This is a genomic window from Streptomyces sp. WAC03905 (assembly GCF_057371075.1).
The window spans coordinates 956,548-969,237 of record NZ_JBXYDZ010000003.1 but is presented as its reverse complement, the minus strand read 5'-3'; the positions used below and the strand labels follow the sequence as shown (position 1 = coordinate 969,237).

The following is a 12,690-nucleotide window of genomic DNA, read 5'->3' as shown; positions in this document are numbered from 1 at the left end:
AGACGGGCTAGGGATGCTGGGCGCGGAGTTGGCGCAGGGTGCGGTGGCCGCGCTCGGTGACCTCGGGGTCGTCGTGGCTGGTGCCGTAGGCGATGCCGGAGATGGCGTCGAAGGCGGCCTCGCAGTCCAGCCGCAGCTCCTCCGTGGGGGTGAGTGCTCTGCCGTACCCGTCGAGGAACGCGGCGCGCAGGTCCGGGCGGCCGGTCCAGGTGTCGCTCAGCCGCACCAGGTCCCGGGTCGCGGTGTTGTACTCGGACCGCTCGAAGTCGAACAGCAGTGGTTCACCGTCGCCGTCCAGCAGGATGTTGCGGTACTGCAGGTCCCCGTGCGTGGGCACGAGCATGGGCTTCGGAAGGTCCGCGTAAGCGCCTACGAGGGCGAGGACCAGTTCCTCGTCCCCGGCGGCCAAGTACGGGCGCGCCCCGTCCAGATGACGTTTGATCTTGTCCGCGGCCGTGGCGGCTGCGGCGGGCCGCTCGGGTGCGCTGCGGTGAAGGACGCCCACGAGACGGCCCAGGGCCTGCTGGACGCGCGCCTCGTCCGCAGCGCTGAGGATCATGCCGTGCAGCGGGTGGCCGGGCAGCGCGGTGACGACGACGGCCTGCCCTGCGGTGTCGGCGGCGACGAGACGGGGAGCGCGCGCCCCGAGGGCCGGCACCCATGACCGGTACGCGGCGACCTCCCGGTCATGGAACCGCGCCCCTCGGTGCCGCTTCAGGTACCAGGTGCCGCCCCCGGGCCCGGACAGCCGCCACACCCGGCTGCCGGTGCGCACCCAGGACACCTCCGTCGCCTCCTCGATCCTGCCGACGGCTTGCTCGGCGAACACCCGCAGTTCGTGCGGCAGCTCCACCCCACCGGCGGGCGGTCCGCTCAGCAGGCGGGTGCGGTCGGGGCCGTCCAGCCGGTGCTCGATGGCGTCGCCCGGCTGCTGGAAGTGCACGGCGGCGGGCAGATGGGCGCGGTAGGCGTCCAGACCGGCCCGGCAGTACGCCACCATCGGCGCGGGCAGGGCGTCCAGCGGGTACCAGTCCATGCCGTCGCACCGGTCCGGCTCCATGACCCGAGGCCGGCCCGACCAGCGGCGGACCTCGAAGAAGACGCCGATACGGGACCGGGATCCCACCGGTGGGCGGTGGTGGACGGTGACCGCCGCGGTCACGTCCTCCGCCTGAATACGCACGCCCGTTTCCTCCAGGGCTTCCCGGGTGACGGCCTCGACCATGTCCTCGTCGGGGTCAAGGTGCCCGGACGGCAGATGCCACAGGCCCGACGCATACACCGGCCCTGCCCGGCGCGACAGCAGCACCTCCGGGCCGCTGTCACCCTCGCGGCGCAAGATGAGGTGGACGTCGACCGGCACCGTGTGCCGGGCCACGCCGCTCACCGCGCAGCCCCGGGACGGCGGGCGAGCAGCACGGTGAACACGCCGTCCTCGTGCAGGGCCCCGTCCCGCGCGTGCTGCAGCAGAAGCGCCTGGGCCTGGTCCTCGAATCCGGCGTGGTCGGCGAACAGGTCGGGCCGGGCGAAGCTGGTGGATCTCAGGTAACCCAGGACGCTTCGGGGGGTCCACATGCGGTTGAAGGGAATGCGGTGCTCAACGATGTCGCTGAACGCGGATTCGGCGAGGTCGTCTTCGTAGCGGCGGCCGGGCTCACGGTAGGTGCCGGTGGCGCCGGCGCGGCGCTCTGCTCCGAGATGGGACTGGATCAGGCCCTGGAGCGCGACGGTCCATTCGGCCTGGTGGGTCCACAGACTGCCGTCGCCCATGATCGCGACGGCGGCGTGCGGCGCGGCCACCCGGTCGGCCATGGCCAGCACTGCCGGTCGGTCCATCCAGTGGAACGCCCGGCAGCAGGTGACCAGATCCGCCTGGTAGCCGGGTTGGGCGGGGGTGAACTTCTCGGCCGGGACGGCGTGCACGGTGGCGGTGCGCTCGCCCAGCTGGGGTTCGAGCTCGTCGAGCGCGGTGCGGAGCATCCCCTCGTCCGGGTCGACGAGGTCCAGGTGGGCCGCGGGAAGTAGGGCGGGCAGCATGGACAGGGCGACCTGTCCGGTGCCGGCGCCGAGGTCCAGCAGCGTGGGCGCCGCCGCGCCGGCCAGTTCCCGGGCCAAGAGCTGGACCCCCTGGTCGGGCAGTCGGGGGCGGTATCGGGCGTAGTAGTGGTCCACCGAGTCGAACAGGGACACGGGTCTCCGATCTCGTGGTGTGGGCGTGGCCGTCAGCTGCGGGTGTCGGGGACCTGGGGCAGCCAGGGCACGGCGGTCTCCCGGAAAGACTGGTTGACCGGGACCAGGTCGGGCGGGTTGCCGAGTGCGGAGAGGGTGACCGCGATGCTGGTGGCGCCGTCGTCCAGGGCGCAGACCTGGCTGCCGCAGCCCGGGCAGAAGCCGCGCCTGGAGTCCGGCCACGTGTAGTGCCACGACGGCTCGGCCCCGGACCAGGTCAGACCGTCGAGCGGGAAGGAGACCCACGACATCATCGGTGCCCCCGACAGGCTCTGGCAGTCCCGGCAACTGCAGGTGTGGGGGTAGTCGGGCTCTCCGGTGACCGTGAACTGGACCTTCCTGCACAGGCAGCCGCCCGACCGGGCAGCGGTGGAAGCCGGGGTGGATGAGGTCATGGGGTGGACTCCTTCGGCGACAGGGTGGGTTCGGGGGCTTGCGACGGGACGGTCGCTGCCGGCTGGAGGGCGGCGGGCAGCTGCCAGGACAACTCGGCCGGCCCGCTGCCGGCGCTGACCCACTGGGTTCCGTCCGGTTCGAGGTGCAGCCGGTAGGAGGACGGCGATCCGGCAGCCTGCCATCGGGTGGCGGTGTCCTGGATCTCCGCCCAGATGTCGCGGGGCCCGCAGACCATGACCGTCCACGACCCGAAGCCGCCCGGCCTGGCAGTGACCCACGACCCGCAGTCCGGGGCCCCGATGACCAGGTGGTCGGCAGCCCAGTTCCGTACGAGCCCGGGGTGCAGGTGGTCCAGGGCCAGCCACAGACCGCGGGCATCATCCGGCGGCAGGCCTGCGTGCGTGGTGCGGGTGCTGCCCCTGTCCGCGGCCTCGATCCGGCTCCGCAGACCGGGCTTCAGGTACAGCTGGCTCCAGCCGTGGCCCGCCCGGTGCCCGAGCCGCACCGCTTCCAGACGGGCCGTAACACGCCCGCTGCCGGTCCTGGTGAGGACGGCCAGGCCCGGCCAGGACGGCGAGGACGTCGACAAGGTCGCCAGCGCCAGCCCGCCGGCGGACAGCTGCTGCGGCCAGGCCTCCGGTACCCGGGTGACCGCGTACGACACGAAGATCCGGTCGTAGTCGGCTTCGGCAGGCCAGCCGTTCTGCCCGTTCCCCGTCACGGCCGTAGGCCGGTGGCCGAGCAACGCCAGCCGCTCGCGGGCGGCGGCGGTGACGTGCTCGTCCCGGTCCACGGTGACCACCCCGGCATCACCTGCGATCACGCACGCGACGGCCGCGGTCACTCCCGCACCGGTCCCGACGTCCAGGACCCGCTGACCCGGCCGCAGTCCGAGACGCTGCAGGAGTGCGACGGTCATCCCGGCCGTGCTGGACATCGCCGTCATCGACCCGCCCGACCTCGAGCCCGGCACCCGGCCGAGGACCGGCTCGCCGTCGTGCTGGACCAGCACGCTCTCCCCTCCATACAACAGCCCGAGCAGTTCCTCCCGGTCCTCGGGCACTCCCCAGTCGAGCAGGTCCCAGCGCGGCGGAGTCTCGTCCGGCCCGCTGCGCCGCACGTACGCCTGCGGCATCAACACCTCCCGCCGCACCGCGAGGAACGCGTCCCGGACCGGCCCCGCCCGGAGATGGCCAGCAGCCTCCAGGCCGGCGACCATCTCCGCCCGCGCGGCTGCCGCCTTCTCCTCAAGGGCGACTCCGGCATGGGCGGGGGGTACGAGAGGATCGAGCACGTACGACTCCTTCGGCAGGGGGGACGGGGGCTGAGGGCGGGATGCACGGGGTGGTCAGGTCCACCCGAGCTCGGTGTAGGGGCGGCCGGCTCGGATGCCTTCGATCGCGGCCCGGGTGTAGGGGACGATCGGCTCGGGGAGGGCGTCGGCGGGCCACCAGTCCCAGGAGAGGCACCGGTCCGGCTCCCGGACCTGGGGTGTTCCTGTCCACTGGCGGGCGCGGAAGACGAATCCGATTCTGGGCTGGTCTCCGGGCTTGTCGACCATGTGCACCACGTGTGCGAGCTCGACGTCGCCTGGGTTGATGAGCAGTCCAGCTTCTTCCTGTGCCTCGCGGACCAGGCAGGCCACGGCGGACTCCTGCTCGCAGTGCCCGGCGAGGAAGTGGTGGGTGCCGCCGGCGTACGCGGAGCCGGGGTGTCGCAGGCCGAGCAGGACCCGGCCGTCGCGTTCCAGGTAGAGGTGGACGCCGACGATGTGCGGAACGCTGGTGCTGCCTGCCTTCGGCCGGTCCGGCGCGGGGGCTCCGTCCCGGGGCGCCGTCGTGCTGCGGGCGGCGTGCTGGGCGTGCCGGCGTACGAGCTCCAGGGTGGAGGGACTGAGCCGCAAGCGCTCCATGGCGTCGGGGCGGAACCAGGCCAGCATCACGCCCTCGGTGAGCGGCAGGCGGGCGGGATCGCCGTTCCACTGGGCGGTGAACACCTGCACCGGCACAGTCAGGCCGTCCGTGCCGGTGGCGAGCTCGACGGCGAACGGCTCCACCAGGTCCGGCTCGAGCCCGGCTTCCTCACGCAGTTCACGACGGACGGTGTCCTCGAGCGAGGTGTCGCCCGGCTCGCGGCCTCCGCCGAGCAGCGCCCAGGCCCCGGGTTCCCAGATGCCGGGGAGGTTGTCGCGCAGGTGCAGCAGGTAGCGGCCGTTCCCGTCGTGGATCAGCGCCGAGGCGTTGACCGGCTCGATGCGGCCGTCGAGCCTGGACGCGGTGAGCTTCGCCCGTAGCTGCGGGGCTGTGACCTGGTCGAAGGCGGCCCACTGTGGGGCCGAGACCTCCTCCGGCTGCACCGTGACCTTGACGTCTCTGTCCACCAGCTGGAAGACGAAGCGGAAGTCCCAGTGCTGGTGCGCGGCCTCGCCCTTGGCAGGGTTGGCGTCGATGTCGAAGACATCGATGTCGATGGGCAGGCTCCCGTAGGTGGCGGTGGCGCACAGGGCGCCGGGCGGGATGCCAGCCTCCTCGTGGATCTCGCGCAGCGCCGTCTCCAGCAGCGAGCGATCATCTGCCTCGACGTGCCCGCCGGGTGCCAGCAGGAGCCCGAAGGTGTTGTGGTGGACGAGCAGGACCCGGCGGTTGTGGTCGACGACGACCGCGCTGCACGTGATGAGTCCCGGCAAGGTCGAGCGGCTCGTGGGCTCGGCGTCTTCGTCTAGCAGTCTCAACAGAGGTGCCAGCAGCGGCACTTCCGCCGGGCTCCGTTCCAGGTAGGCGGTGACGAGATCGCGGATGTGCGAGCGGGAGGGCGGCAAGAGGGGCCTCACAGGTCGGTGGGACGGCGGGATGGAGGAGTCGGCGACGCTCACGGGTGCGGGTCCGCTCCGGCGGCATCAGCGGGCGGAGGGACACCTCGGGCGAGGGCGGAGTCGCCGAGGGGAGGTGCGGGGACGGGCATCGCGGTCAGGAGGCTGACCGGGGAGCGCCAGAGCACGATCACCGGCAGCACCAGCACCAGCGCCCCGACGGACAGAGCGGTACGAGCCCCGAACGCCGTGGCCAGGGCGCCGCCGGCCAGGGCCGCGAACGGCTTGCTCCCGGAGACCAGCCAGGTCGACGTCTGCTGCGCCCGCGCCCGCAGGTGGGTCGGGCAGATCTGCTGGCGCACCGACCTCTGGGTGGTCCCAGCCACCGCCGCGGCGGCGAGCTGAAGGCCGCCCGCCGCGGCGAGGACGGCAAGCCAGACGGGCCCCGGCCGGGCCAACAGCAGCGGCACGCCCGCCACTGGACACGTCGCGAACCCGGCGAGCAGGGTGGGGCCGGGACCGAACCGGGCTGCGACCCGCGGCGCTGCCAGGGCGCCGGCGAACGCGCCCGCCCCGGAGACACCCATCACGACCCCCAGCCCGGTCGGTCCCGCCTCCAGCGCGGTCAGCAGGTAGTACGCAAACAGCGCGCCAGTCACACCGACGCCCACACCGGTCAGGGTCAGCGCGACCACGAGGTCCCGGACCAGTGGAGTCCGCGCGGTATAGGCCAAGCCCTCCCAGATCTCCCCGGCCAGCCGACGCCTGGGCCTCCCCTCACCCGCTGCCGGCTGGCCGGGCTCCGGGATCCGGGCCGCGCAGCAGGCGGACACCAGGTACGACAGGGCGTCCAGCCAGAAGGCCTTGGCCGCGCTGATGGCCGCGACGACCGCGGTGCCGAGGTAGGTCCCGGCCGTGTCCGCGGCCCCGAACGCGGCACCCACCCGGGCGTTGGCCCGGTGCAGCAGGGCCGGTTCCACCAGCTGCGGCACGATCGCGATGGCCGCCGCCTGGTGCAGCACGGTCACCGCACCCAGGACCAGCGCGACCGCGTACAGCACGGACATCGACAACATCCCGGCCAGCGCTGCCACGGGAACTACCGTGACGACAGCAGCACCGGCGAGGTCGGTGCCCACCAGCAGAGCCCGCTTGGCGTACCGGTCGACGATGCCGCCGGCGGGGAGGGCCAGGAGGAAGGTGGGCAGGTGGGCCAGGGAGGCGAGCAGAGCGGCTTGCCCGGCCGTCGCGTCCAGTTCGAGGACGGCCAGGGTGGGCAGGGCCACCAGGTGCACCGATGTCCCCACCAGGCCAGCGGACTCCCCGCCGAGGTACAACCGGAACCCTGTCCCAAGTACCGGTGCCCTCTTGCGGACGGAAGGCCGGGGGCGGGGCAGCGTCACCACAGATCCGCCTCCGTCAGCAGCCAGCCCGCGGGCAGGGCATCGGGAACGGGGACAGGCGGACGGCACTCGGCCTGCGAGCTGTTCTGCGGTCGGGCCTCGTCCCGTCCCGATGCCGGGCGGACGTTCACCCCGCTGGTCTGTTCCTGGGGCGCGGCGGCGGTCATGCGTTGTCCTGGGCGCGCAGAGTGTCGTGGTCGCCGGCGGACTGGGTGGGGATCGTGGCATCGAAGGCAGCGGCTTGGACGAGGTAGGCGTCGCGGAAGTCCCCCGTGCCCGTAGCCGGGTCCATCAATTCCTCCCAGGTGCCCGACTCGGCGACCCGGCCGTCCTTCAAGACGTGGATGAGGTCCGCCTGGCGCACGGAATGCAGGCGGTGGGTGATGAGCACGATTGTCTGCCCGGTGGTGGCGGCCAGGGCCCTGATCTGGTCGAAGACCCGCTGCTCGGCGACCGCGTCCAGGGCGCTGGTGGGCTCGTCCACGATCAGGATCTCGGCCTGCCGGTACTTGGCCCGTGCGATGCCGATGCGCTGCCACTGGCCGCCGGAGATCTGGTGCCCGCCGCGGTAGCCGCGAGCCAGCAGCGTGCCGAGCCCGCGAGGCAGGCCGCCCAGGACCTCGTCGGCACCGGAGAAGCCGGAGGCCTCCTCGACCGCCGGGTCGTCGATGGCCTGACCGGGCTGCCCGATACCGACGTTCACCCGGAACGTGAAGGGCCAGTGGTAGAAGTCCTGCGACATCAGCGCGACGCGGCCGAAGACCTGGTCGCGGTCGGCGGTACGGGCATCGACGTCGTCCCACCAGATCGTGCCGCTTCCCTCGTCCGGAAGGTAGAGGCCAGCGAGGAGTCTGACCAGGGTGGACTTGCCGGAGCCGTTCTCACCCACCAGCGCGATGATCTTCCCCGTCGGGAACGCCAGGGACACCTCGCGCAGCGTGGGCTCGGGCAGGGACTGGCCGCTGCCGGGGTACGTGAAGGTGACCTTCTCGAACCGGACTTCCCGCAGCTGCTGTGGCAGCGGGTCCCCGCCCACGGGGATGGCCCGGGTCTTCGCCTCTCGGCACAGCCGCTCGAAGTCGGCGACGAACAGGGACTCCTGGTGCAGTTCGGTGACCTGGAGTACCAGGCTGTCGAGGCTGGCGGCGCCAGTGCGGATGGCCAGTACCGCCGTGCCGGCGACGGCGAGTTCCATCGCTCCGCCCCAGAGGAGGGCACCCAGGGCGCCGTAGGTGAGGAGGGTGGCGAAACCGCCGGCACCGTCGGCGGCGAGCCCGATTCGGGCAGCGCGGCGGGCCAGCCGGGTCTGCTCGCGTTCACTCGTCTCGGCCATCGTGCGGAAGTGCCCGAGTAGGAACGGGCCGACGCCGTGGACGCGGACCTCGGCCGCCGCTTCCTTCTGGGTCAGCAACTGGCCGAGCAGGTGCCCGGCGCGGGCGTGCTGGACGAAGGCGTGGAAGGAGATGTACCGCTGGCGGGAGATCATCAGCGAACTCCACGCACTCGGCAGCGTCATCAGCACCAAGAGCGGCAGCAGCACCGGGTGCAGAACGGTGAGCACGCCGGCCGCAGCGATCAGCGACACCGCGGAGTTCAGGGTGTTGGTGCAGTACCGGATCATCCGCCGGGCCGAGTCAGCGCCGTAGCGGGCGGCGTCCAGCAGCCGGTGGAACTCGTCGTCCTCGATCGCCGACAGCTCTGTGCGGTACACCAGGCCGAGGTACTGCTCGGTGGCGACTCGCTGCACCTTCGGCTCCAGCGCCCCGGTGGCCGCCGTCGAAGCCGAGCGTAAGAGCGACCCGAGGAACGCCGTGACGGCCACGGCCGTAAGCGCGGGCAGCGCCTGAGTCAGGCGGTCGTTGGTGCTGCCGGCCGCGAGGACGTGGCCGAGCACGCTGTTGACCGCGACGAGGCCGACCGCCTGCGCGATGCCCCGCCCGGCCTCCGAGGCCAGGACCACGCGCAGGGCCCGTGCGTCGGCGAGGTGGGCGAGCCGCAGGCCGGTCCCCGCCAGATGCGGGAGCTGCCGTGCCATTGTCCAGAGCCCGAGCTTGAGCCAGGCGCCCTCGTGCTGGTCCCAGCCGATGTCGTAGGCCAGCTCGCCGCCGAAGAGGAGCCGCTCGGAATCCGACACCCCCGCGGTGCCGGATCCGCTTGCCGAGTCCTTGCTCACGCAGCCCTCCTGAAATCCGGTCGTGAGCCGCGGCAGCAGGCAGATGCGGCGTCAACACGACCCCCACCCGCAGGGCGCAGGCGCGGGGCAGGCGCGTGATGTTCGATTAATAGGAGAGTGTCGAGGTGCTTCGGCAGGAGATTCACGGGGTCCTCCGGATGGGCGCACGACTGGTACTGGTGCTCTAAGAACGGCTCCGATCCGGGTCCGTCACGGCCGGATCGGAGGCAAAACGGGAACGAATGTTCTCGTCCGGCTGGGTGGGCTTGGCGCGTCTGGGGCGATGGCGTTGAAACTCGCTCGAACAGGGGCGTGTCACTCGGGCGGAGGATTGCCGACCAAGTGCGTACGCCGGACCGGCTCGGACACCTGGGCGACTTAGGGGACCGACAGGCTGTCTCTGATCACGCGGTCGCTCCGATGCAGTGCCGTGTCCAAGGCGCTACGCAGGTGCGCGGGCACGGCGCCGGAGCCCAGAGCACAGGCTGCGACGAGGTCGTGGCAGTCCTGGAGCTGTCTCGGGGCGGCGAGCTCGGTGAACAACGAGTTGTCCAGGACTTCGCGGGCGGCGGAGCCATCACGTGTACCGACGATGCCCCGGTGCAGCTCGTTCGTGATGCGGTAGGCGGCCGGGCTTGCCGGGGAGGCGATGGTGTCCAGGGCTGTGAGGCGCAGGCGGGTATCGAAGACCGTCATGCCCTGCTCGGCGGGGACGGCACTGAGCGCGGCTTCGAGTTCGCTCTCCGCGCTGTGGTCCAAGCCCGTGCAGGCACGGAGGCATAGGGCGTGGAGGCAGGAGGTGACGGCGTGCTCCCACGGCTCGCCGGCGGCCGTGTCGGCGATGAGGGCGGCGGCGTGCTCGGTGTCGCCGCTGGTGAGGGCCGTGACGACGGCGATCTGTCGGCCGTCGAACATCCGCTTGCCGATGCCTTGATGTTTGTGGGTGTGCGCGAGGGCTTCGGCCCACCGGCCGCTGCCGGTGAGGGTGCGTGAGCCGTCGGCGAGGAGGACTCGCCACAGCCAGGCGCGTACTTCTTGCCGGTCGTCTCCAGACTGGATCAGGTCGGCTGGGATGTGCACCTCGTCGAATCGGTCGGCGGTGCCGTTCGTGACGGCGTCGAAGAGGCGCAGAAGACGGTTGCGTCCTTCGTCGGGGTGTCCGGCCCGGATCTGCAGGCGGGCCAGGTTGACGATGGGCTCGAGGGCGCGGATCGCGGCCGTGGCGGGGAGTGGGGTTGCGTGCAGGTAGGCGTCGGCGTGCTGGTGGCACAGCTGGCGCGCGAGGTCAGGAAGTCCGACGTCGCTGGCGATCAGGGCGGCCTGGTTGTAGACGGCCGAGGCGAGCCCCTGGTCTGTGCGGGCGGCAGCGGTCTCGGAGAGCGTTGCGAGGGACTGGATGCGGTCGGGGAGGGGAAGGCAGGCGGGCCGGAACCGTGAGACGAGGGGGAAGCGTCGGGCTAACTGGCCGTGCGGGTCCATGAAGTTCTCCGAGGGGGCAGCCCGACGTGTGGTGCCCGCCGCCGGAGATGTGGGCGGCGGGCACCACACGGTCAGGGGAGTACGGTCAGTTGAAGTCGATGACGATCCGGTTCAGGGGCGTGTCGACGGTGAACTGGCCGGGACGTTCCTCGGGAACCGGCGCCTGGAGGGATTGGAGCTCGAAGCCGGCCTCGCGGCTGCGGTAGGTGCGGTCCCAGGTACGGATCGCCTCAGCGACCTGGGCAGCGAGCTCGTCGCTGCCGGGGCCGTGGCCGATGACGCCGAACTCCCACAGCTTGCCGCCCTCAGGGGTGGTCTGGTCGGAGAGGCGCCGGGCGAGGTAGGTCAGGGCGCCCTTGTCGATGACCGCAGTGGAGGAGGGGTAGGGGTCCTCGGTGAGGGTGGTGCCCGTCGCAGCGGCCGGGAACAGCATCCTGATCAGGCCGGAGTCGAAGGAGCAGCTGACGAAGAGCTCCATCCACTCGGGCGATTCCATGGCGCGGACCGTCATCCCGGTCCACTCCTCGACCCGCGGTTCTTCGAGCACGCGGGCCAGCGCCTCGGCGTCGATGGACGTCCCGGCCGGCGCCTGCAGTCGTACGGTTCCGTCTGCGGTGAGGGGGACGATACGCCGGTCGTCGTCCGCGATGCCGCGGCGCAGGGGCATGAAGGTGTTCATCTCGCTGCCGAGCGACACCCACCGGCCGTCTCGGCGTTCGTAGACGATGGAGCGGGAGACGCTGCCCTTGATGCGTTGGGGAACGACGAGCCGCCCGCCGGGGGCGAGCTGGTCGAGCCAGGCGTGCGGGATGCCGTGGGCGCCGACAGTGGCGATGATCCGGTCGTACGGCGCCCCGTCGGCGTAGCCGACGGCTCCGTCGCGGGTCAGTGCTTCGACGTTCGTGTACCCGGCGGCGGCCAGGTGCGCGCGGGCGCCGTCGACGAGGTCGTCGTCGACGTCGATGGTGGTGACGTGACCGGTGTCGCCGACGAGGTGGGCGATGAGGGCGGCGTTGTACCCGGTGCCGGCGCCGAGTTCGAGGATGCGCTCGCCGGGCTGGGCGTCGAGCTGGTCGAGCATGAGGGCGACCACGGCGGGCTGGGAGGCGCAGGAGATGGACGTGCCGTCGGTGTCGTACTTCACGTGAACCGGCTGGTTGGCATAGGCCTCCTGAAGCGAGGCGTCGGGCACGAACAGGTGCCGTGGCACGGTGCGCAGCGCGGCTTCGGCCGCCGGGTTGACGGCGTGGCCCTCCTGGCGGATCTGGTCGACGAGGGCGTTGCGGAGCTGTTCCGCGGTCGGGTCGGGGGTGGTGAGCGTGTTGGTGTTCACCGATCCGACGCTATCGGCGGCCGGGGTGCCGTCGGGGGTGGTTGCGGGGGTGTCACTCGTTCCCATGATGGCCTTTCGGGCGAGGTTGGACAGGGCGCTTTGGTCCTCCAGGGGGAGGCCGGCCCGGTTGAAGTGGAAGATGATGTGGTGGGCGAGAACGGCCCTCAGTCCCCGGCGCAGGCGGCCTTCGTGGTTGAGGACGGCGAGTGCGGTCCCGGCCCGTGCGAAGGCGCGGACCCAGTCGGCGTGGCCGTGGAGCGGGCCGTCCTCCCGGCACAGGGTGCGGGCGTCGACGGTCAGCAGGCAGTGCATGGCCGCGTCCAGCTCGGAGGCGAGGATCGGCGGGGTCGGGCGTTCGGCGGCGACCTTGTCCCAGACGTCTCCCTGCTCGTACCAGTCGAGACCGGCAGCGCGCATCATCGCGCTGACCAGCAGGACGGCGGTCTCGCGACGACCGAGGTGCCCGGTCTGGACGGGGTAGGTCAGCAGGTGGCGGCTGTCGGCGTGGAACAGCTCGTGGGCCGCCTCCATGCCCTCGGTCCCGCCGAATGCCAGGGTCTCAGGCTCGTAGATGGTGGGAATCCACTGCCGGACCTGGTCGTCTCGAACGAGCTCGCTCAGGGCGGCCCACAGGGTGGGGGTCTCGTCTCCGGTGGTGCGCACGCGCAGCTTCCACGGCTGCTTGTTCATGAACCACCAGGCGGCAATCTCATCCCGGTCCTCGGCCTTGAGCAGGGCGGGTTTGAGCGTCTGGGGAATCACCTGCTGCGCGGCGGCGCGGTCCCGGAAGGTGACGTTGATCTGGTGCCAGGTGCCCTGCATCGGTGATGTCCTTCAAGTAGGTAGACGACGACGGGGTGTTTTGGGT

General features: G+C 71.7%; 10 protein-coding genes. All 10 read right to left on the bottom strand.

Annotated elements, in window-relative coordinates; all coding sequences use genetic code 11:
- Positions 1–7 precede the first annotated feature (7 nt).
- The 10 genes from AC2RP6_RS07265 to fxlM all read right to left on the bottom strand — a co-directional run bounded on the left by AC2RP6_RS07265 (position 8) and on the right by fxlM (position 12,644).
- Positions 8–1,378 carry a phosphotransferase gene (locus tag AC2RP6_RS07265; protein ID WP_486445440.1) on the bottom strand — a complete coding sequence of 457 codons (1,371 nt, stop codon included), beginning with the start codon at positions 1,376–1,378 and terminating at the stop codon, positions 8–10.
- A 5-nt stretch (positions 1,379–1,383) separates the two neighbouring features.
- Complete coding sequence (locus tag AC2RP6_RS07260) at positions 1,384–2,190, bottom strand: class I SAM-dependent methyltransferase (protein ID WP_486445439.1); 807 nt, start codon at positions 2,188–2,190, stop codon at positions 1,384–1,386.
- Between the two features lie 32 nt (positions 2,191–2,222).
- On the bottom strand, positions 2,223–2,624 hold the full coding sequence (locus tag AC2RP6_RS07255; protein ID WP_486445438.1) for a GFA family protein: 402 nt from the start codon (positions 2,622–2,624) through the stop codon (positions 2,223–2,225).
- Positions 2,621–3,919, bottom strand: coding sequence for a protein-L-isoaspartate O-methyltransferase family protein (locus AC2RP6_RS07250; protein ID WP_486445437.1), 1,299 nt, complete (start codon positions 3,917–3,919; stop codon positions 2,621–2,623). The genes AC2RP6_RS07255 and AC2RP6_RS07250 overlap by 4 nt, the downstream gene beginning before the upstream one ends.
- Before the next feature lie 54 nt (positions 3,920–3,973).
- Positions 3,974–5,311, bottom strand: coding sequence for an NUDIX domain-containing protein (locus AC2RP6_RS07245; RefSeq protein ID WP_486445436.1), 1,338 nt, complete (start codon positions 5,309–5,311; stop codon positions 3,974–3,976).
- 182 nt (positions 5,312–5,493) lie between these two features.
- On the bottom strand, positions 5,494–6,837 hold the full coding sequence (locus tag AC2RP6_RS07240; protein WP_486450249.1) for an MFS transporter: 1,344 nt from the start codon (positions 6,835–6,837) through the stop codon (positions 5,494–5,496).
- On the bottom strand, positions 6,834–7,004 hold the full coding sequence (locus tag AC2RP6_RS07235; RefSeq protein WP_486445435.1) for a hypothetical protein: 171 nt from the start codon (positions 7,002–7,004) through the stop codon (positions 6,834–6,836). Before AC2RP6_RS07235 ends, AC2RP6_RS07240 begins: the two co-directional genes overlap by 4 nt.
- Positions 7,001–8,872, bottom strand: coding sequence for an ATP-binding cassette domain-containing protein (locus AC2RP6_RS07230; protein ID WP_486450248.1), 1,872 nt, complete (start codon positions 8,870–8,872; stop codon positions 7,001–7,003). The genes AC2RP6_RS07235 and AC2RP6_RS07230 overlap by 4 nt, the downstream gene beginning before the upstream one ends.
- A 516-nt stretch (positions 8,873–9,388) precedes the next feature.
- Positions 9,389–10,489 (bottom strand): hypothetical protein, encoded by a 1,101-nt coding sequence (locus AC2RP6_RS07225; RefSeq protein WP_486445434.1) that lies wholly within the window; start codon positions 10,487–10,489, stop codon positions 9,389–9,391.
- A gap of 85 nt (positions 10,490–10,574) precedes the next feature.
- Complete coding sequence (fxlM, locus tag AC2RP6_RS07220; RefSeq protein ID WP_486445433.1) at positions 10,575–12,644, bottom strand: methyltransferase, FxLD system; 2,070 nt, start codon at positions 12,642–12,644, stop codon at positions 10,575–10,577.
- Between the last annotated feature and the right edge of the window lie 46 nt (positions 12,645–12,690).